The 21,489-nt window shown below is 56.7% G+C and carries 12 protein-coding genes; 7 read left to right on the top strand and 5 right to left on the bottom strand.

Annotated features, from left to right (window positions below; all coding sequences use genetic code 11):
* Window positions 1–43: 43 nt before the first annotated feature.
* From AC30D7_RS05400 to AC30D7_RS05410, 3 genes are all read right to left on the bottom strand, one after another.
* A complete protein-coding gene (locus AC30D7_RS05400; protein ID WP_490133347.1) occupies window positions 44–4,861 on the bottom strand; it encodes an NEL-type E3 ubiquitin ligase domain-containing protein in 4,818 nt (1,605 codons plus the stop codon).
* A 394-nt stretch (window positions 4,862–5,255) separates the two neighbouring features.
* Window positions 5,256–8,366, bottom strand: coding sequence for a transglycosylase domain-containing protein (locus tag AC30D7_RS05405; RefSeq protein WP_490133348.1), 3,111 nt, complete (start codon window positions 8,364–8,366; stop codon window positions 5,256–5,258).
* A gap of 282 nt (window positions 8,367–8,648) precedes the next feature.
* Entirely contained in the window at window positions 8,649–9,107 is a 459-nt protein-coding gene (locus tag AC30D7_RS05410; protein ID WP_490133349.1) for an REP-associated tyrosine transposase, read from the bottom strand.
* 619 nt (window positions 9,108–9,726) lie between these two features.
* Between AC30D7_RS05410 and AC30D7_RS05415 the strand changes: the two genes are divergently transcribed.
* The gene (locus tag AC30D7_RS05415) at window positions 9,727–11,148 is read left to right on the top strand and encodes an amino acid permease (RefSeq protein WP_019581581.1); all 1,422 of its coding nucleotides are present in this window, start codon (window positions 9,727–9,729) and stop codon (window positions 11,146–11,148) included.
* Window positions 11,149–11,202: 54 nt separating this feature from the next.
* On the opposite strand, the gene AC30D7_RS05420 is transcribed toward AC30D7_RS05415, so the two are convergent.
* Window positions 11,203–12,327, bottom strand: a complete 1,125-nt coding sequence (locus AC30D7_RS05420) for an OpgC family protein (RefSeq protein ID WP_490133350.1) — start codon at window positions 12,325–12,327, stop codon at window positions 11,203–11,205.
* 251 nt (window positions 12,328–12,578) lie between these two features.
* Here AC30D7_RS05420 and AC30D7_RS05425 point away from each other — a divergent pair, with 251 nt between their 5' ends.
* The 6 genes from AC30D7_RS05425 (at window position 12,579) to AC30D7_RS05450 (ending at window position 19,560) form a co-directional block, all read left to right on the top strand.
* Complete coding sequence (locus AC30D7_RS05425) at window positions 12,579–13,520, top strand: glycosyltransferase family 2 protein (protein WP_490133351.1); 942 nt, start codon at window positions 12,579–12,581, stop codon at window positions 13,518–13,520.
* A gap of 1 nt (window position 13,521) precedes the next feature.
* The gene (locus tag AC30D7_RS05430) at window positions 13,522–15,030 is read left to right on the top strand and encodes a glucosyltransferase domain-containing protein (RefSeq protein ID WP_490133352.1); all 1,509 of its coding nucleotides are present in this window, start codon (window positions 13,522–13,524) and stop codon (window positions 15,028–15,030) included.
* Window positions 15,027–16,571 (top strand): glycosyltransferase family 39 protein, encoded by a 1,545-nt coding sequence (locus AC30D7_RS05435; RefSeq protein ID WP_490133353.1) that lies wholly within the window; start codon window positions 15,027–15,029, stop codon window positions 16,569–16,571. Before AC30D7_RS05430 ends, AC30D7_RS05435 begins: the two co-directional genes overlap by 4 nt.
* Window positions 16,572–16,708: 137 nt before the next feature.
* Window positions 16,709–17,083: a GtrA family protein gene (locus tag AC30D7_RS05440; protein WP_490133354.1), complete on the top strand. Its 375-nt coding sequence runs from the start codon at window positions 16,709–16,711 to the stop codon at window positions 17,081–17,083.
* A complete protein-coding gene (locus AC30D7_RS05445) occupies window positions 17,080–18,045 on the top strand; it encodes a glycosyltransferase family 2 protein (protein WP_490133355.1) in 966 nt (321 codons plus the stop codon). The genes AC30D7_RS05440 and AC30D7_RS05445 overlap by 4 nt, the downstream gene beginning before the upstream one ends.
* Before the next feature lie 33 nt (window positions 18,046–18,078).
* Complete coding sequence (locus AC30D7_RS05450; RefSeq protein WP_490133356.1) at window positions 18,079–19,560, top strand: glucosyltransferase domain-containing protein; 1,482 nt, start codon at window positions 18,079–18,081, stop codon at window positions 19,558–19,560.
* Between the two features lie 62 nt (window positions 19,561–19,622).
* Here the strand turns inward: AC30D7_RS05450 and AC30D7_RS05455 are convergent, their stop codons facing one another.
* Window positions 19,623–21,242, bottom strand: a complete 1,620-nt coding sequence (locus AC30D7_RS05455; RefSeq protein ID WP_490133357.1) for an FMN-binding glutamate synthase family protein — start codon at window positions 21,240–21,242, stop codon at window positions 19,623–19,625.
* Between the last annotated feature and the right edge of the window lie 247 nt (window positions 21,243–21,489).

The raw sequence follows: 21,489 nt of genomic DNA on the forward strand, positions 1-21,489 counted from the left end.
TGGCGTGCCCTGAAGGCGTTGTTTGCCTTCAGGGCACTGGTGACTATCCGACGCTTTGCAACGCCTGCCGGGTCAGACGCCTACCCAGCTGTTTTTCTTCGTAGCCAAGGTCATTCAGCAATCCGTCGTAGACCTCGTCGGTCATTTCTTCATCGGTGAGCACAATGTTCTCCTGGACGTTCAGTTGCTGGGCCAGCCCCAACAGCCGCTGTCTGAGCGCCTGTCTCTGCGCTATCAGTTGTCCTTTGGAGTTCGCCCACGAACGTTGGGCTTCGCGCAATTCCTCCACTAGCTCGGTCCTGAGCTCGTACGTGCGGGCATTGCGCCTGAATTCGGCGGGATAGGTGTCGTGCAGGTATTTTTCCCAGAACGGCTGTTCGAGCATGTGGTTGATCAAACCATCGCCGTTTTCCATCGACGTCACGGTGTTGAACGCCGTGTCGAGGGTGTTCGCACTCACACCGGCAATCGGTCGATAGAGCATGGTCTGCGACTGCCAGGGTAAATCGAGGCGCTGGGCAAGGCCGGTCTCGTAAGCGAGGAACACTTCGACTTCATCAGGATCACCTTCCCGGCTGGCGAAATCGGCTCGGGCGATGTCATCCACCCGTTCAAGACGGGCGGCGCCTTTTGCCAAGGCCACTAATTTGCTTTCAAGGATCGCAGTCGATGTCGACTGGGCGTAGGCCTCGCTGACCAATACTTTGATGCCCATGTTGTTAAACACCTGGGCACCGGCGTCAGCGCACGTGGTCGGCGCGGTCGCCATCTCGAACAGTTCCTTGCGCAATGCCTTGTCCAGGTCAATGGCTTCGATCATTCGCCATACGCGGTCACTCAGTTGTTTGCGCCGCTCGCCACCGGCGCGGTAGTCGGCAGACTCGGTCTGCTTCTGGATCAAGCTAAAGAACCCTCGGGAGTGTGGCTCGGTCATCAGGTCGTGCCAGGCTTCTACCCTGAAGATGCCCACGCCTGCGGCCTTGTCGCTCCACCATCGCGAGTCGTCAGCCATGGGCCACTGATTGATCGCCCGGTCCGCAAGGGCGGAGTAAGGGTGTTCAGGGCTGATGCCCACTGAGCGTCGGTAGTCTTTGTAGACAATCAGGTTGGCATCCGAAAGGTCTGTCGGAAACAGTCGCGTACGTGCCACGAGGCGTGCGTCCTCCGAACCGGGAACTACCAAGGGGATGTCGCGCAACGGGTTTTGCATCAGGTCCAGATAAAACCCGCGCGGGCGGCGCCTTGTGAACAGGCCTTCAGGCCAGGCGGTTGCGCCGGTATTGCTCAAACTCAGAATCTTCAGTTTCGGCATCCGTTCGACGCTCGGCAGCAGACCCAACTGAGGGTTGTCATCGAGCCTGAGCGTTTCCATATGCGTCAAATGCCGCAATTGCTCGACCGATGACCGGGTCAACCGGATCCGGTTGTTTATCAAGCGCAGCGTGCGAAGGAAATGCATGTTGCCGATGGCGACAGGTAGCTTTTCCAATCCGCAGCCTCGGGCACTCAGTTGCCGAAGATGACGGAAATCCTTCAGCAGCCCCGTGGCGCTGCCGGAAAAGAGAGTGCGGTCCAGATTGAGCGTGCTGACCTGGTCGAGGTAGTACTTGAGATCAGGCAGTTCACGCCACCACAGCTCAAGATCGAGCGTGTTGAACTCCGTTGACAGGTCCAGCACATACCCACCTTCGAGTGTGGGGCTGCGCTCGCCAAAGGCCGTCGACTTTCTTTGAAAGCAGGCGATGAGCCGCTCGGAAATATGCAACCCGCCACCATTCACGAACCCGTTACGATCCGGGCCCCAGGCATCAGGTTGCTGATACCGCCATTTGTTGAGTGTGACTTGAAGATCGTCCAGTTCGCGGTCAAGTCGATCGAGGGTCTTGCGCGCCTGAGGTTCTTCACCCAGCGATCGGACAAAGGTGCTGACCTCGCGCTCGTTCAAGTGCGGGTAAATATCCTGCACCCGTTCCGACAGCGTGGCCCTTTGCGTGGAAAAGCCCGGGCCACGTAACAGCAGCAGGGTATCGGGGTCGGCGATCAGTCGAATCGGCGGTTCTGCCAGCGCGATCCGACGCTCGGCGGGAGCCTCGGTTTTGACCATCACCCATTGTCTGAACCAGGATCCCTGGCCAGGCCGATAACCCAGTTGCGTGCGTTTACTGGCTGGCAGGGCATTGAGCACCGATTCGTAAAAATCGTCGGCTTCATGCAGTTTGTGGTTGTCGGCGTCCCACACTTCGTACCGTGCCCCGTCGTCCTTGATCAATACCCGGATGACCGAAGCGTCTTCTGCACCCACGCTGCATCGTAAGGGCCCGATGTCGGAACCCTGCCGAACGTCGATACGCAAATCGCCGAACGCGTCGGTGTGAATTCTGAGCGCGTTCAACACCAGCCGCTCGGTTTCTGGCACCCAGCGCGCATCATCGGTGAAACCTTCATAGGCATGGTTTGCCCGGGTTTCGAAGGCTGCTTCACGGGCCTGGCTTTTCAGGTCCAGCGGCAGGCTTTTGTCCCGGGCCATGCGTTCGAGTTCAGCGCTGCCGGCCTTGTTGAGCAGTACCGTCGCCGCGCGGGTCGACAGCTCTGGAGCCACGTCGCGCAGCTGTTGAACCTGCGGGTTGGCGCTCGCTTGTGCGGCCTGATAGCGCTGATTGAAGATATCGGGTCTGAGGCGATCTGCCTCGTCAGCCAGTTGATTGCGTAGAGCCTGGATCCGTTCTCCCCTGGAGACACCCGGGCCGATCAGCACTTGAAGCTCTTCTTCGCTCAGGAACTCGACGAGCTGCTTGGGCAGATCCCCCTGCATGAGTTGGGTGAGACTGGTGCCGAGCGTGTGTTCGTCGCTCGCCTGGGCATTACCGTAAGTGCGAAACCGGCCTGTCAGGTCGGTGTTTTCGTAAACTCTCAGTGCCTTGTCCGAGGGCCAGCCTTCAAGGTAAGTCGACAGTGGCTCGAACCAGTAAGAAGCGGGATCGATGGGCTGTCCAAAGCGAATGTTATGAATAGCCTGCTCGGTTTGCTGCTGAATACCTGCGCGTTCAAGGCCATCGGTGAGCAACGGGGGCGGGGCAGTGTTTTCGACGTACATTCGGCATAACTCCCCCGCCTCGGTGCCACTGGCAACGCGAATTTGTTCCAGCTGCGTATCGTTGAAACCGTCGACGGAGCGACCGAGGCGCCGCATCAGCTTGGGGTTGTCCCAGTCTCGCGGGTTCTCCGCTTCATGTGTCCAGGCACCGTAGCCGTTATGTTTCAGTTCGGGTAAATAGGCCTCACCGCGATGGGGGTGCTTGACACGATAGGTGCCCGTTTTCGGGTCTTTTTGCACGGCGTAATGTTTTTCATCCAGCGGCAGAATCGTTTGACCTTCGTGGGTGTGCAAACCCAATGCGTCAGGCGTGGAGTCGGCTGGCAACTCCACGTTCGGCTGCTCGTAGGGCTTGAGGTCGGGATGCCACAGGCGTTGCTGGCCGTTGGGCAGTTCCACCGGTTTCATGCCTTCGATCAGCGGTGAGAGTTTGAGGCGTGCGATCTTGCCGATCTGCGCACCTGCGGCGAAAGTGGCCAACTGAACGACGTCCGTCACGACCCCGACAATATGTTCGGCGGCTTCAATCCATAGGCCTAGCGCCAGGTCCACGACGAATTCGATCACGTCGGTGGTGATCTGGTAAGCGGTGTACGCCATCATCAACCAACCCAGTCCCGGGACGAACGGGGTGACGACCATCAGTGCGGCATTGAAGATGTCCGAGACAATTTTTTTGAAGTTCTCCCACCAGGCCCATCGGGCATTGCGATCGGTATCGGCGGTGGACACGGCAATGTGTCGCGCGTCATTGAGGATTTTGTTCAGCTTCTGCTGATAGAGGTACTCCCATAACTCACTGCGGATAGGTGCGGCGCTGAAGTGTAAATTGGGGGTGATGACCGGCTCTTCCCGCCAGCTCGGGCGTTGGTCCAGTGGTTCTTTTCGATGCCATTTAACTTCGAACAGGCGTTGCTCCAACCCGCCGAAAAAATGCCCGCGCTCGGGTTGGTTTACGAATCGGCTGAAGTACTGGCGATAGGTCATTCCGGCAGAAGATATGATGTTGTTATCGCGCAGCTGGCGAGTCAGCTCATTCATGAACGCGGTGGTCGAGGAGTACTCTTTCAGTGGGTGCTCCGGGTCTTGCGGGACGTAAGCAAATATCGGTACGACACCGCGGGTTCGTTCCAGATCCGGTGTAATCAGCACGATCCCGGTCAACGGGCTGTCCATAATGGATAGTTCAGCGAAGTGCATCACCCGGCCTTTACGGGTGAGGTTGCGCTGACCATCAAGCATCTTCAGGATCAAATCGCGGGCGTCGGCGTCAATGTCATCGGTCATCACCGCCTGTTGAGCCGCCGCTTTGAACGCGGCTTTCTCGTAATTGACGATGTTGAGTTTCAACATGACCTGAGCAAGGCCGTCACTGGGCAGCAACTGTTCTTCGAGGTATCGGGCGTAGCGGGCGCCGATGTCCAACTTGCGACATAAGGTCTGGAACTGTGCGATGGACATTTTGCGTTTGATCGGCTGAATGTCGAAGTGCCCGCGCGCATCGGGCTGACTGATAAAGTCCGAGCCCGATTCGCAGGTTTCGGTCAGCGCAAAGTTGTGCAGGGCGGCGTCCAGCAGTGAGACCGTACGGGTCACCACGCCGCCGGAGAGGTCAGCGACATACCAAGGGCGCTCTTTGGGTAAGTAAAGATGCAGGCAGGTTGTCTTTACATCAACGTCGACACCGTACTGTTTCAACAACGCGTCGGTCAGCAGCGGCTCGGCAAACTTATAAATGTTTTGTAACTCTTCAAGAATGCGGTCCACTCTGTTCTGCGCGGACCAGAGTTTGATGTTGGATTCTTGTAACCGGGTGTGATCGATGTCTGTGGCAGTCTTTATCCATTGTCCGATTGCCGTTTGAGTGAGTCTTAGTTCCTGAACCCTTTGCAATGAGGCGCTTTTGAAGATGGGGTGGATCCGGTTTTGGATAAAATCGTAATGGCGGCCTTTTAAATCAGCCGTTTCTGGTAATGAACCACCCAATATACTTCCTTGTATTTCAGACATGTTTTTATAAAACCTTGAATATTTATGAGGGTCACCAGCCTAACTCCCAAGGCTCAAAGTAAAAGTCTGAATTACTGTTCTTGAATACGTGTGGATACTTGCCGATGCATTGAGATTATCAATGCCGAAAATAATTAATTACCACCCGTGATCAGTGTCGGGCGACTTCAACAGGCAGGCATCCTGTATGACTCCCCGGTTGCAGGTAAGGCATCAGAATCGGTGCCATGCCCTTGAGCACTTGCACGGGCAACGCCGAGGTAAATTTGAAGGCTTCGGCCGTGCGCCCCGGCACGTAGGCGGTCAAGGTGCCGAAATGGCTATCGCCGATGTAGAACACGAACGTTGCGGTGCGGTTGATCGATTTCGAGCTCAGAATCCGCCCTCCCGGACCGATGGCTTCGATGCGGTTGTCGCCGGTCCCGGTTTTGCCGCCCATGGCCAACGGGGTACCGTCGGCCAGTTTGAAACTGCCTGCCACGCGTTTGGCCGTGCCGGCATCCACCACTTGCGACAAGGCCTCGCGCATGGCGGTTGCCACCTCGGAAGGCATCACGCGTTTGCCGACTACCGGATTGTTGATCAGTTGGGTTTCATAGGGCGTATCGGCTGCGAAATGCAGGCTGTCGATACGCAGCGTTGGCAGGCGCACACCATCGTTGAGGATGGTGCCGATCAGCTCTGCCAGCGCCGCGGGGCGGTCGCCGGAGCTGCCGATGGCGGTGGCCAGCGAGGGCACCAGGTGATCGAACGGATAGCCGACTTTCTGCCAGCGCTGATGAATATCAAGGAATGCCTCGATCTCCAGCATCGTGCGGATACGGCTGTCGCGGGCGCCCTTGTGTTTGCTTTTGAACAGCCAGCTGTAAACCTCCTGGCGTTCGAATTCGCTGGCTTTGACGATCTGGCTGAACTTGGCGTCGGGGTTGTTCAGCAAGTAGCCCATCAGCCACAGATCCAGCGGGTGAACCTTGGCGATGAAACCTTGATCCGGCAGGTCGTAGGTGCCCGGGCCGTAACTCAGGTACAGCCGTTCGAGGCGTTCGTCGGTAAGTTTTTCCGTGAGCTTGGCGCCCTTGAGGTGCGAGCGCACGAAGGTATTGAAACTTGCCTGGTCGGCCTGCGGGAACAGATAACGATGCACGGCAGCCATGCGGATCGGTGTCGGATGCATGCTGTCGAGGAAGGTGTCCAGGCGCGTCTGGGTGTCCTTGTTCTGGTACTTCTTCCAGAACCGTAACAGGAAGGCGGTGCCTTCGCGGTCGGCGAACTGGGCCAAGTATTCCTGACGCCGCGGGTCGCGATCGTCCTTGAGCAATTCGGCGCTGGAGTTGGGGCCCGCGTAGGTACTGTAACGCACCAAATCACGCATCAACCGGATGAACGGCAGGTTGATCGACTCACGAATGGCATCGCGCAGAGTCGGCATGCGGCCGTTGTCTTCCTTGCGGAAGTTAACGAACGTGTGCAGCCCGCCGCCGGTGAAAAAGGCCTCGCCGGGGCTGGCGGAATATTTGCGATCCAGGGCGGCGCCGAGCATTTTTGGCAAACTGCGGTCGGTGTTCTGAATCATGTACTCAATGGCCCAACTGCTCAGGCGATCCTGTTCGGCGACTTCGGTTTTCTTCAGCTCGGCAACGGTCATGCCTGCGTAGCGATCGTGCAATTCGGAGATGATCTGCAGGTAGGTGGTGAGCACGCGCATTTTTGCGGTGGAGCCCAGTTCCAGCTTGCTGCCTTCATTGATGTCGAACGGCTGGTCGGTGCTGTCAGTCTGCACCCGTACCCGCGAACCATCCGGGGTCAGTTCGAACAGGGTGAAGCTGTAGCGCACCTGCGTGGTGCTGGTGGGGGTGAGCAGGCGTTCGCCGATCAGGCCGATTTCCGCTGCATAGGCCGGGTCGGCCAGGTGCTTGAGGTACGCGGTGGCCTGGGTTTGCAGCTCGCCTTGCAGGGTACTGGTGGCGGAAAGGTCAAGGCGGTCGAGGTCATACAGCGGACGATTGAGCAAATTGCCCAGACGACTGCGGGCCACGCTGATGCCTTTATTGGTTTCGATCGGTTGGATGGTGGGCTGGGTCTGCCAGTCGCGGTAGGTCACTTGGCTGGCCAGTGCCGCGGCCGCGAGTGGCGCATCGATCACGCCATTTTGTGACAGCAGGCGAATATGGCTGTCGGTCAGACTGGCCAATTCATCGCGGCCCTTGGTCAAGTAGTGCGAAGGGCGGCGTTGAGCAATCATCAGCGACAGCATTTCACGCAGGGCCAGGCCTTTTTCCGCCAGGCTTTTCTGATCGGTGTCGGTGCTGGCCAGCCGTTCGTTGGCCTTGTTGAAGTCGGCGCCGTACCACACACGCAAACCTTCGGCCATGCCATGCACTTCACCGTGGCCCGGTACCGCGGACAGCGGAACACTGTTGAGGTAATCGCGAATCACATTTTGCCGTACCTGAAGGGTTTCCGGCCCCGTCTGATAGGCCCGCACGCTGGCGGAAATCATTTGGCGGATTTTTTCCGCGCCCGACACGGTCAAGCCGTCGGGCGAGTGTCGATATTTCTCAAGCTGTGTCGCCAGCGTACTGCCGCCCGCCGATTGGCCCGGCAGGCGCAACAGCTTGGCCACCTGGGACCACGCCGCCATGCCGAACCGCGGCCAGTCCACGGCAGGGTTGGCCAGCGGCTGGTGCGGATCGAGCAGAAAGCGGTTTTCGATGAACAGCAAGCTGTTGACCACCACCGGCGGGATCGCCGCAAAGCTTGAGTAGAGCTGTTGTGGATATTTGAACTGGTACAGCGGTGCCGCACGGCAATCTGTGATCGACAGCCCGGCCTGGATTTTCTCGGTATAGGGAATGAAAAAGCCCTTATCGCTGTACTTCATCAGCGCAGGCGAAAAGCGGGTTTGCGCCGCTATGACGTAATCGCGCTTGAGCAGGCGCGGCAGGAATTCATCCAGGGCGCTGTAACCCAGGCGCTGATCGAACGGGCCTTCACCAGGGTAGCGAATTGCGTCGCTGGGGCCGGGTTGCAGTTCGTATTTCAGCGAGGCCGCATACTTGCTGATTTCCCGGGCTTGGAACTTGGAGGTGCGCATTTCCTTGGCTGCAGCCAGGCCCAGAACAATCAGGATAATCAGCAGCAGCAACCAGAACGCCCCCCAGCCGTGCCGGGAGCGACGGGGTTTTTCAGGTAAAGGCGCTTCATCCACACGTTCAGTCGGGACCACGGTTTCACTCGAATCGGTTTGCCACAAAGCGCCCATAGTCGACTGATCCATTCACGCAGATTGATCGGACTTGTTTGAAGCTTAGACGGTGGTTGGCGTTGGTGAAAAAATTGTGAATAACCAAATATCAGATGCACACGATTACCTACGGAGAAGGGCTGTTGTGGCGAGGGAGCTTGCTCCCGTTGGACTGCACAGCAGTCCCAAAAACCACCAACACCGGATTTTTTCAGACACACCGCATGTACAGGATTCACGACTGCTGCGCAGCCGAGCGGGAGCAAGCTCCCTCGCCACAGAGTTATGGTGCTGCTGGGTTCATAGCCAACAGGCATCCCATAGTGGGTAATCGCCAATTTTCTTGACCAGCCCCGCTCTTAAAGGATTGGCAACAATGTAACGAGCGAATGGCAGGAGTCCTTCTCCATCGCGGATTGCCCGGTCGTGGTAGCCGCTTTGCCAAAAAGCCCCTTCATTGTTTGACGCTCGGTTGATGGAGAGTGTGCTGCGAGATTTGGTGGCTTGCATGAGTTGCGCCAGGGAGTGTTGTTCGAGTTGTACCAACCAATGGAAGTGATCTGGCATGACGACCCACGCTATTGAGTTGACCCACTTCTGGTCGTGGGCCCGCTTGAGTTCGGTAACTAACAGACGTCCAAACCGCCAATCAGTGAATATTCGGCGGCGTTGGTGCACAACTGCTGTGATGAGATAGGCCCGACCCTGTTCTGAATATCGTCCATGGCGTAGCAGATGTGAATTTGGTTGTGGATGCATTCCTTGCGCCCTTTTGAAGTTCCCCCTTTGACCCTAGTCCCTATCTCCAAACCTGAATCTGCAACACTTGACTGAAATTTCCGAAAACCATGCAGGATCCAATTGGGAATAGCGCTTTTGTGGCGAAGGAGCTTGCTCCCGCTGGGCTGCGAAGCGGCCCCAATTCCGGACTTGTCTGATAAATACGATTCACCGGGTTTGCGACTGCTGCGCAGTCGAGCGGGAGCAAGCTCCCTCTCCACAAGGGGGGGGGGGGGGCGTCTGAAAGGGTTGAGCTAGACGCATCAACGAGGTAAATGCTGCCTAGGTAGGGGCATGACGATGCACCATTGCTGTGCAATACTCCGTGCGGTTTCAGTGGCGAAAAAACCTGCATAAGACAGGTAATGCCACTCCGTTTTGCGCGTATTACCCGTTAGTTATCGCTGAATATTGTGTTTTATATAGTGAAAACACCTGTCATTAGCTTTTTATACTGCACGCCCCGCTGATCTTGGAGGTTTTGTCCTACAAGACGTGTCTGTCCACAAGACAGGCCCGGTTTCACCAGGCACTGGCCTATCGGTCGGCGCTTCGACACTCGGTGGTCATATCCAATAACAAGACGAGGTGCACCCCTATGCCAGTCGGCAATCACCTGCCTCACGGCGAGACCGCTCAGGGCGGCCCGCTTAAACGCGAACTGGGCGAACGGCATATTCGCTTGATGGCACTCGGTGCCTGTATCGGCGTCGGCCTGTTCCTGGGTTCGGCCAAGGCCATAGAAATGGCCGGCCCGGCCATCATGCTTTCCTACATTATTGGTGGTCTGGCGATCCTGGTGATCATGCGTGCCCTCGGCGAAATGGCCGTGCACAATCCGGTCGCCGGTTCGTTCAGTCGCTACGCCCAGGACTACCTCGGGCCTTTGGCGGGTTTTCTGACCGGCTGGAACTACTGGTTCCTGTGGCTGGTGACCTGCGTCGCGGAAATCACCGCGGTGGCGGTGTATATGGGCGTCTGGTTCCCCGACGTGCCGCGCTGGATCTGGGCACTCGCCGCGCTGGTCAGCATGGGCTCGATCAACCTGATTGCGGTGAAAGCCTTCGGTGAGTTCGAATTCTGGTTCGCTCTGATCAAGATCGTCACCATCATTGCGATGGTGGTCGGCGGTATCGGTGTGATCGCGTTCGGCTTTGGCAACGACGGCGTCGCCCTGGGGATTTCCAATCTGTGGGCCCACGGCGGCTTCATGCCCAATGGCGTGCAAGGCGTGTTGATGTCCCTGCAAATGGTGATGTTTGCCTATCTCGGCGTCGAGATGATCGGCCTGACCGCCGGTGAAGCGAAGAATCCGCAGAAGACCATCCCCAATGCGATCGGCTCGGTGTTCTGGCGGATTCTGCTGTTCTACGTCGGCGCCTTGTTCGTGATTCTGTCGATCTACCCATGGAACGCCATCGGCACCCAGGGCAGCCCATTCGTGATGACCTTCGAGCGTCTGGGCATCAAGACCGCCGCTGGCATCATCAACTTCGTGGTGATCACCGCGGCGTTGTCGTCCTGCAACGGCGGCATCTTCAGCACCGGGCGCATGCTCTACAGCCTGGCGCAGAACGGCCAGGCCCCGGCCGGTTTCGCCAAAACCTCGAACGGCGGTGTGCCCCGTCGTGCGTTGCTGTTGTCGATCGGCGCGTTGTTGCTGGGCGTGCTGCTCAACTACATGGTGCCTGAGAAGGTTTTCGTCTGGGTTACCGCGATAGCCACCTTCGGCGCGATCTGGACCTGGGTGATGATCCTGCTGGCCCAGCTCAAGTTCCGCAAAGGCCTGAGCGCAAGCGAACGTGCCGGCCTGAAATACCGCATGTGGCTGTACCCGATCAGTTCGTATCTGGCGTTGGCATTTCTGGTGCTGGTGGTCGGCCTGATGGCGTACTTCCCGGACACCCGAGTGGCGCTGTATGTGGGCCCGGCGTTCCTGGTACTGCTGACGGTGTTGTTCTACATGTTCAAGTTGCAGCCGACCAATGTGACGCAAGGCGCGGTGCGTTCGGCTTCGTAAGTTGTAACGCCAGCCATGCAAAAGCCCCGGTCAGAATGATCGGGGCTTTTGCATTTAAACGGCTGCCACGGGTATCGGCACATTCAACCGCTTATTGAAATCCAGCCAAACCCCCAGCAACGCCATCAACCCGACCCCCAGCATCGCGCTGAACAGCTGCATCGCCAATGCATTCCCACCCAAGGCGTTGAGCATGTCCGCCAACGGCGCCAGCAGCACGCCAAGACAAAACACTTCCAGAGAGTAACGGCCCATGCGACAGCTTTGTCGCGCCAGCCAGTGTTGCGTCCAACCCGTGTCCGGCAACGACCTGGCGGTGACGTAGGCGAGGGCGAGGAAGTGCAGCAGGCGCGCCGGCGAGAGGTTGGTCTTGCTGATCGGGTAGAGCCATTCGCCGAGCCATTGGGGCATGAACGCGTCATGCATGGTCGGCCATTTCCAAGACAGCGCGATCATCCCGCTCACCACCAGGTAGGTCAGAGCCGCGATGAAAACCGGCTGCCGCGTCAGCGGTCGGAGTTGCGGCACCCGAGGTCGCTGCCCATGAATCGCCGCCGCGCCCCCCAGAATAAACAGCAGCTGCCAGGCCATTGGATTGAAAAACCACACGCCCCCGTCGGTGCCTGCCAGATTCCACTGAAGCCATGGCGCCAGCAGATACAACCCCACCGATAGCCCCACCACATATTCAGCCTTGCGCAGCAGCATCGGCAGCACCAGCGGCAGGCTTAGCAACAACAGAATGTACAGCGGCAACGGGTCCATCAGGTTCGGCTTGAAGCGCAGCAGCAACTCGTCCATCAACGCCTGCTGCGGATTGCTCAGGAAATACTGCAAGCCCATTTCCTGCACCAGATCGCGGGTTTCCACATGACTGTTGGCGAAAAACACGATCCCCATCAGCAGCGCCAGCAAAAAGATGTGCACTACATAAAGCACCCAGGCGCGTCGCAGGATCTTCACCGTGGCGACCATGAACCCGTCACGCCGGGCGATCTTGCCGTAAGCCAGCACAGCGGCGTAACCAGCCAGGAACACGAAAATCTCCGCCGCGTCGCTGAAGCCAAAGTTACGCACCGTGAACTGCGCGAGCGGGTTCTGTGGCACGTGGTCCCAGAAGATGAAAATCAGGGCCAGGCCGCGAAAAAAGTCGATTCGGTGATCGCGCTCAAACGTCATGACGGCGGGCTCTTGAAACGGGGGAAATAAGGTGTGGGTGCCGAAGTAAAGAGGGCGCACACATTAGCGGCGCGCAGGGTGCCGTGATTCACGGGTAATTGCAAAAGGCTGGATATTACCGAATGTCTCAGCTGGTTATAGCGAACGGTTCGAATGGCGTGGCCGTCGGTCTGCCGGACCGTTCGCGCACCGGAACGCCGCCTGATGGCATCTGGCGAGCATCTACACTTCGGTTCTCAGGAGTGTGAAACGTGAAGGTTTCGCTGATTGTCCCGGTATTCAACGAAGAGCAGGCGATCAGTCTGTTCTATCAGGCGGTGCGCCGTGAGTTGAGACTCGACCTGTGTGATGTCGAGATCGTGTTCATCAACGATGGCAGTACCGACCAGACGGCTGAGCAGGCCAAGGCACTGGCCCAGAGCGATGAACAGGTATTGCTGATCAATTTCTCGCGCAACTTCGGCAAGGAGCCGGCGTTATTTGCCGGGCTGGAGTACGCCACCGGCGATGCGGTGATCCCCATGGACGTGGACCTGCAGGACCCGATCAGCGTCATCCCGCGGTTGATTGCCGAGTGGCAGAAGGGCGCCGATGTGGTGCTCGCCAAACGCCGGGACCGTGCCAGCGACAGTTACCTGAAACGCCACAGCGCGTCGCTGTTCTACCACCTGCTGAACAGGATTTCCTACACCCGCATCGAAGAAAACGTCGGGGACTTCCGGCTCATGGACCGCAAGGTGGTCAATGTGATTCGCGCACTCCCCGAGCATCAGTTGTTCATGAAAGGCGTTCTGTCGTGGGCCGGTTTCACCACTGTGGTGGTGGAGTATGAGCGGGCCCGGCGAGTGGCGGGACGCAGCAAGTTCAATGGCTGGAAACTGTGGAACCTGGCGTTGGAAGGCATTACTTCGTTCAGTACCGTGCCATTGCGGTTGTGGACTTACATTGGTGGCGGCATTTCGATCTTCGCGGTGCTGTACGCGGTGTACATGGTGTTGGACGAGATTTTCTTCGGCAATAACGTTCCCGGTTACCCTTCGTTGATGACGGCCATATTGTTTCTCGGCGGTGTGCAACTGATCGGCATCGGCATCCTCGGTGAGTATATCGGGCGCATTTACATCGAAGCCAAGCATCGGCCACGGTATGTGATCAAAGACATCATCGGCGGCAAAGACCGGGTCGGGCTTTAGCATGGGCAGACTGAGCGATTTTTTCAGCAGCGAAATCGGCCGTCGTCGGGTCTGGCTGTTTTTTCAACTCGCGACCCTGATTTATGTCATTCCACTGATCCTCGCCGACTATCCCTACATCGATGACAACTGGCGTTCGCTGTCCGCCGGCACGGACTGGGTTGGGCAGGGGCGGTTGTTCACCGAACTGTTCTACAACGTGCTGACCTTCAGCGATGCCGCGCCGAACATCTTTCCATTGCCGCTGTTGATCGCCTCCCTGGCCATGACTTTTGCGTTGACCAGCCTGACGTTCCATTACTACCCCCAACCGACGCTATCCTGCTGCCTGGTGGTGTTGCCGCTCTGGTACAACCCGTTCTTCCTGCAGAACCTGTCGTATCAATACGACGGACCGGCCAATGCCTTGAGCCTGGTGGCGGTGATCTATGCGATCACGTTTCGTCATCCTTCGCGCATCCTGCAATGGCTGGTGCCGTCCTTCCTGATTGCCCTGGGGCTGGGGCTCTATCAGGTGAGTATTAATGTGTTTCTGGGCCTGTGTTGCCTCGAACTGCTCAGGGGCGCGAACGATAAATGGGCCTGGCCGCAATGGCGCGAGTTGATCGGCTGGAAAATCGCGCAGGTGGTGCTCGGCGGCTTGATCTACAGCGTCACCGCTTATCCATACATGGATCAGACCCGCGTATTGTTCCTGAACTGGGCGGCGGCACCCTGGCTGCAACTGGAAATCAACATCGGCCGCGTGCTGGAAAAAGTCGTGCTGCTGTTTCACGGTGGATTCACCTGGGTGTTCGCCGTGCTGCTGTTGTGTGCCATCGCGGGCAGCGTACGGCTGGCCCGGAACGTCGTGGCACGCCAGGACACAGGGCTGAGAAAAATCGTGATGGGCCTGGTGTGTGTGCTGACTGTGCCGACCGTGATTTTTCTAGTGTCGGGGGCTGTGTTGTTTTTCCGCGACTTCAATGAAGGCGCCAGAACCTTGATGGGGTTCGCGGTGCTGTTGGTGCTGCTGTTCTATTTGAGCCATCTGGCGCTGACGCGCATTCATGAACGGTTGACGCTGCTGTTGGTGGTTCCGTTGCTGGCCATGCTTTCACTGTCCTACGCCTATGGCCGCGTGCTGTCGGTGCAGAACACCTTTGCTTCCAGTGCGTTGTTTTCCCTGGGGCATGACATTGCATCCCATCGGCAACTGCGCGAAGCCAAGCGCATTTACATGTCGGTGAATTATTCCGACCGCTGGCTGGTGGAGGCCGCAGGCTCGTTCAAACAGATGCCGGTTTTGCATTATCTGCTGAACATCAACTTCTACATGCTGGCGGAAAACCTGCCGAAAGCGGGCATTACCAACGTGGTCGCAGAGCGGGAGCGGCGCAACGCGACGATGGTGGGTTATCAGGGCTATCCAGCGCTGGTGGAGAGCAAGTTCTACAACCTCTATCTGTTGGGTGACTACGGTTTCATCGTGATGAAAGAGCCGGCGCCGATTGCCACGCTTCAGTGGTGAAGCCGGTGCGCGCCCCAGAATTCCATTTCAAACGCTTGCCATCCGGGCTTGCCGACGGAGCGGGTCTGCTGGTGGTGCTGGCGATTGCATTGTTGGCAAGATTTCACGCCATCACCGTACCGGTCATCTGGTACGACGAGGCTTTCAGCATACTGCTGGCCGAGGGCTCGCCTGCGTACATCTGGGCCACGACGGCTCGGGATGTTCATCCGCCGCTTTACTATGTCTTGCTGCATTACTGGATGTCGCTGTTCGGTCATGGCGTGTTATCTGCGCGGTCCCTGAGTGCACTGGCTGATGTCGGCACGCTGTTGCTGGGCATTAAATTGATGAGCCTGTTGGCGACGCGAAGGGCGACATGGATCGCAGCATTATTGTTGGCGTTGCTGCCGATATCGGTGCGCTACAGCCAGGAAGCGCGCATGTACACCTTGCTGGGGTTTTGGCTGATGGGGGCGACTGTGGTGCTGGTGTGCTGGGTCAAGGCGTCGGATCAACAGCGTTTCCCGGTCTTTTACGTGCTGCTGATGACGGCGGCTTTTTACACGCATTACTTCGCTGCACTGGGCGTGTTGGTGCATTGGCTTTTTTGGTGGCGAGTGCGCAAGGTCCAGGGCACGGTATCTGCACGTGCGTGGATACTGGCCAACAGTGCAATCGTCGTGTTGTTCCTGCCGTGGGCACCGCCTCTCATCAGTCAATTATTGCGAATGGATGGGCTCGAATGGATACCGCCGCTCACCTGGCCGACGGTGCTGACCTTCGTTTGGCAACTGGTGGTAATGGAGGGTTCGACCAGTGACTTATGGCGCGTGACACCCTTGGTCTTGGCCGTGGTTTGCGCCGCTGCGGTATTGCTCAAGGCACACAATGAACGACCTTTCAGCGTCTTGCTGGTGGGTTATTTCTTTGTCCCGGTGCTGACCGTGTTTCTGGTGTCGCTGATCGTTCCGGTCTTCAATGCCAGGTACCTGGTATTCGCTGTCGTGGCATTGCCCCTTATCGTTGCCTTTGCACTGGACGCATTGAGCCAACGCCATGCCGCTCTTGCGGCTGTCGCCATGGTTTTTATCGTGTGGGCAGAAATCCATGGGCTGGCGGCGGTTTACGCACAAATGGATGAGATGAACGGCACCAGCATTCGCAGAGACGCCAAGCTGGACGCCGTGGTCGCAGATCTTGGCCGCGAAGTGCATCCGGGGGACGAGATCATTGTGGATAACCTGTATTGGTACTTGCCGTTCATGTACTACAACTCGACAGGCATTCAGCCGAGGCTATACGTCTTCAAAACAGCGACCGGCACCTTATGGGGAACCGCCGAATACGGTGGCTGGGCACTCATTCCCCGTCACCTGCACTCGATTTTCTTCAATGATTTTTCGACCCTGAAACTCAATGCCAGGAGAGTCTGGTGGGTGACGGGCATTGCTCGTCCTGAGCATGACGCCTTGTTTCCGAAACATTGGAAACAGGTGCTGACGCTAAGGGAAGGGGGCAGTGAGGCTCGTTTGTTTATCGTGGAGGACGCGCTTCATTAGGTGTAACTGACGACCCGTTCGTTAGCATGACCGCTGGTCTGGAATCTTGCTCAGCCTGTTATTTCTGACAGTAGACGCCTATCGGGACGTGGCCTTAGTTTAAAGGCCACTGAAAAGGGAATGCGGTGGGCGTCGATATGGAAGCCTTGTGGAAAGGATTCACCACCTACGCGGTCATAGGCGTCGCTAATACGTTTATTCATTGGCAGATATTTTACGTGCTGAACACTGCGGCCGAACTGAGTCAGGCGGGCAGCAACTTTGCTGCGTTTTGCGTGGCCGCCTCATTTTCTTTCTATGTGAATGCGCTTTATACATTTGATACGAGGGTATCGGTCTACAGGTACCTGATTTTTTTAGGTTTCATGGGTGTATTGAGTTTTGCCGTCGGACGTGTTGCGGATGTGTGGAGATTGCATGGGCTGGTGACACTCGCATCGTTTTCGCTCTTTAGTCTTGTGTGTGGGTTCTTTTTTTCGAGGTTTGTAGTGTTTCGCGAGCGCGAGGCATGAAAGTTTCTTTGATAGTTCCGGTATTCAATGAAGAACAATCAGTCGAGCGTTTCTATCAGACCGTGCGGCAGGAAACATCCTTGCACGGGCACCAGATCGAAATCGTGTTCATCAACGATGGCAGTACGGACAGAACATCGGATCTCGCCCAAGCCATAGCCTTGGCGGACAGCGATGTATTGCTGATCAACTTTTCGCGTAACTTCGGTAAGGAATCGGCGTTATTCGCAGGGCTGGAGTATGCCAGTGGGGACGTGGTTATTCCCTTGGATGTGGACTTGCAAGACCCGATAGACGTCATCCCTCGGCTTATCGCAGAGTGGGAAAAAGGCGCTGAAGTGGTCTTGGCCAAGCGCCGCGATCGCTCATCGGACAGTTACCTGAAGCGTCATTGTGCAGCGATGTTTTATCACCTGTTGAACAGGATCGCTTACACGCGTATTGAAGAAAATGTTGGCGACTTTCGTTTGATGGATCGCAAGGTGGTGGATGTCATCAAGGCGCTGCCAGAGCAGCAATTGTTCATGAAAGGTGTGCTGTCTTGGGCGGGGTTCAACAGCGTAACCATAGAATATGACCGCGCGTCCCGTACGTCTGGCCAGAGCAAGTTCAATGGCTGGAAGTTGTGGAATCTGGCGTTGGATGGGATCACTTCATTCAGCACTGTGCCGTTGCGTTTGTGGAGCTATGTCGGCGGAACTCTCTCTCTGGTTGCGCTGGCCTATGCGGTCAGCCTGATTCTGGACAAGATTTTTTTCGGCAACGAATTGCCGGGCTACCCGTCGCTGATGACCGCAATTCTGTTTCTGGGAGGTGTGCAACTGATCGGGATCGGAATATTGGGGGAATACATTGGGCGGATCTACATGGAAGCTAAACATCGGCCAAAGTATGTGGTTAGAAGTGTCGTGAAATGTGATAGCGCACAGAGTGAATACACTCAGTTGAAAAGGAGTATTTAGCCGGTGAGCGACTTTTGGCGGCAAGGAGGTGACATGAACAGAGCGCTGGCGCCTCGAGCTGTGCAGCGTTTCTTTTTTATGGCTCTTCTGGTGCACATTTTTCCATTGATTTTGGCGGACTATCTTTACATTGACGACGTTTGGCGGGCGCAGTATGCCGGGACGGAATGGAAAACCAGTGGCCGGATATTGACGGAGTGGCTTTACCAAGGTTTGTCCCTCACTCGGGGCGCGCCCAACCTGTTTCCACTGCCTATGCTTGTTTCGGTTGTAGTCATGTCTTTAGCACTGAAGTCCATGGTTATGGATCTGTTCGAAAAACCGACCCTAGCGGCGTGCTTCGTCGTATTACCGCTTTGGTACAGTCCTTTTTTTTTGCAGAATTTGTCTTATCAATATGACGGTCCCGGAATGGCGCTAGGACTTGCTGCGGTGGTGTATTCGGTAACTTACAAGAATGCGTCGGTCGCGAAACGAATAGTGGTATCGGGTGGGCTCGTTTGTGCTGGACTGAGTTTTTATCAGATATTGATCAATGTGTATGCGGGCTTGTGTTGTGTAGTGTTTCTTAATGTGGTTGGTAAAGATTCTGATTTAAAGAAAGTGTGCGCTTGGGGCGCGGAGCAATTTGCTAAGTTGGTGTGTGGTGTGGTTTTTTATCTGGCGAGTTCTTATCGGTTTATGACGGGTGAACGCAAGGCGTTGCTCCCGCTAGAAGTTGAAAGTGTTGATAAACTGATAAGCATTGCAAAACTTGTCGGCGAAAAAATTTCATTGTTTTATAGTGAGGGAGGTATTGGTTTGTTTTGGCTGTTGCTGGTTCTGGCAGTTGTTGGGTTTTTGCAATTGGCTATTGTTGTGTTTCGGGCTGAAAGCCCTTATTGGCAGAGAGTTATTTTGTTTGTATTGTGCTTGTTTGTTGTAATGGTGGTATTGATATCGATACCCGGCGTTTCTATGGTTTTTGATTTTTTCAATGACAACGCCAGGCTAATGCTCGGTTTCTCAAGTGCGTTGGTTTTTGTGTTCTTTCTGAGTTACCGGGCGCTCAATAGCATTCATTGGCGAGCCACGATGTTACTCGCCCTACCACTGGTTACAATGTTGTCGTTGTCATACGCCTATGGGCGCGTGCTCAGTGCTCAGAAACTACTCGGGGCTAGCGTTGCTCAAACGCTGACTTTTGATGTGAGTTCTAATGAAAAGCTAAAAGAGGTAGAGAGGTTTAATCTGGTTATTGTCAATCAGGATTGGCTTTCGGCGGCGAGTGGAGTAACTAACTTGATGCCGGTCTTGAGGTACATACTTAATGTCGATTTTCTACTGTTGGCTGAAACGATGCCTAGGTATGGAGTTACCAATGTGTTTTATATGGAAGAACGTGATTTTTTATCGGCTGTTGATACGGAGAAGGATTTCCCGGTTGTCAACAGCCGTTTTTATCGTATTTATGTCATCGGTCGCACAGGTTACATTGTTCTAAACATCATCGAAGGTGGTGAACATTATAATTAGGTGGCAGGCATTGCCGGTGACAGTGGCGCCATACGGGGCAGGGACCTATGTCTCGAGGTTTATCAAGCTGCAACCACCTCATTAGGCTCAAAACTATCCGCCCGTGCCATCTGCCACATCCGCGAATAAAACTCGCCGTTCACTTCCCCGGTGAGCAACTCGCCTGGCTTGAGGAACACATGCAACTGCGAAAACAGCTTGATCTCGGTCGCCGACATGCGTCGCACCAGATGCTTGGCCGACAGCTGTGAAGGATGTTCAAGACCTGCGGCGGCAAGCATTTCGGCCAAGGCTTTGAGCGTATTGCGATGGAAGTTGTACACGCGCTGGGCCTTGTCCGGAACAACCAGCGCGCGCTGGCGCAGGGTGTCCTGGGTGGCGACGCCGGTCGGGCATTTGTTGGTGTGGCAGCTTTGTGACTGGATGCAGCCGATGGCGAACATGAAGCCGCGCGCCGAGTTGGCCCAGTCGGCACCGATGGCCAGGACGCTGGCGATGTCGAAGGCGCTGACGATTTTGCCGCTGGCGCCGAGTTTGATCTTGTCCCGCAGGTTCAGGCCCACCAGGGTGTTGTGCACGAACAACAGGCCTTCACGCATCGGTACGCCGATGTGGTCGGTGAATTCCACGGGCGCGGCGCCGGTGCCACCTTCCTTGCCGTCGACCACGATGAAGTCCGGGAGGATGCCGGTTTCCAGCATGGCCTTGGCGATGCCCATGAATTCCCACGGGTGGCCCAGGCAGAACTTGAAGCCCACCGGTTTGCCGCCGGACAGTTCACGCAGTTGCGCGATGAAGTGCATCATTTCGATCGGCGTGGAAAACGCGCTGTGGCGCGACGGCGAAATGCAGTCTTCGCCCATCGGGATGCCACGGGTTTCGGCGATTTCCTGGGTGACTTTGTGCTTGGGCAGAATCCCGCCGTGGCCGGGTTTGGCGCCTTGGCTCATTTTGATTTCGATCATCCGCACTTGCGGGTTCTGTGCCTGGGCGGCGAAGCGTTCCGGGTCGAAGCGGCCATCGGCGGTGCGGCAGCCGAAGTAGCCGCTGCCCAGTTCCCAGGTCAGGTCGCCGCCGTTTTCCCGGTGATAGGGGCTGATGCTGCCTTCGCCGGTGTCATGGGCGAAGTTGCCGAGTTTGGCGCCCTGGTTCAACGCGCGAATGGCGTTGGCGCTGAGGGAACCGAAGCTCATGGCCGAGATGTTGAACACCGATGCCGAGTACGGCTGGGTGCACTGCGGACCGCCGACCATCACCCGGAAACTGCTCGGGTCGCTCAACGGCGCCGGGCGCATCGAATGGCCGATGAATTCGAAACCTGACTGATACACGTCGATCAGCGTGCCGAAAGGTTTGTCGGCGCTCTCGTTCTTGGCCCGCGAATACACCAGCGAACGCTGGGCCCGGGAGAAGGGCAGGGCATCGCTGTCGGATTCGAGCAGGTACTGGCGGATTTCCGGGCGAATGCCCTCCACCAGATAACGGATATTGCCCAGGATCGGGTAGTTGCGGCGCACCGCATGAGGGCTTTGCAGCAGGTCGAACAGGCCCACCAGGCTGAGGACGCCGGTGACGGCGGCGATCGGCCAGAGCCAGTCGTATGCCAGGAAGGGCAGGCTGGCGAGGGTGAATATCACACAGACGGCAAAGAAGGCGTAGCGGCTCAGGAGTGACAGGCTCATACGGTTTCCTTGGGTTCGGACTCGGTCATGTTGGACCGTGGTATACAGGCTTTTGTGGCGAGGGAGCTTGCTCCCGCTCGGCTGCGCAGCAGTCGCAAAACCTGCTGACGGGATTTGTCTGACTGAACGCATTGCCTGTTTTGGGTTCGCTTCGCGATCCAGCGGAGCAAGCTCCCTCGTCACAGAGATTTCCTGTGTTAGCACAGAGCGTCAGGCATTCTGCGCCTGGAGAATAAACGAAAACAGC

It is taken from the genome of Pseudomonas sp. DF5 (assembly GCF_058148225.1).

Bases quoted from the DNA above. Each gene is read 5' to 3' on its own strand.
- AC30D7_RS05455 (WP_490133357.1), bottom strand. From the start codon at position 21,242: ATGAGCCTGTCACTCCTGAGCCGCTACGCCTTCTTTGCCGTCTGTGTG.
- AC30D7_RS05420 (WP_490133350.1), bottom strand. From the start codon at position 12,327: ATGACGTTTGAGCGCGATCACCGAATCGACTTTTTTCGCGGCCTGGCC.
- AC30D7_RS05410 (WP_490133349.1), bottom strand. From the start codon at position 9,107: ATGCATCCACAACCAAATTCACATCTGCTACGCCATGGACGATATTCA.
- AC30D7_RS05440 (WP_490133354.1), top strand. From the start codon at position 16,709: ATGGAAGCCTTGTGGAAAGGATTCACCACCTACGCGGTCATAGGCGTC.
- AC30D7_RS05415 (WP_019581581.1), top strand. From the start codon at position 9,727: ATGCCAGTCGGCAATCACCTGCCTCACGGCGAGACCGCTCAGGGCGGC.
- AC30D7_RS05405 (WP_490133348.1), bottom strand. From the start codon at position 8,366: ATGGGCGCTTTGTGGCAAACCGATTCGAGTGAAACCGTGGTCCCGACT.
- AC30D7_RS05445 (WP_490133355.1), top strand. From the start codon at position 17,080: ATGAAAGTTTCTTTGATAGTTCCGGTATTCAATGAAGAACAATCAGTC.
- AC30D7_RS05430 (WP_490133352.1), top strand. From the start codon at position 13,522: ATGGGCAGACTGAGCGATTTTTTCAGCAGCGAAATCGGCCGTCGTCGG.
- AC30D7_RS05450 (WP_490133356.1), top strand. From the start codon at position 18,079: ATGAACAGAGCGCTGGCGCCTCGAGCTGTGCAGCGTTTCTTTTTTATG.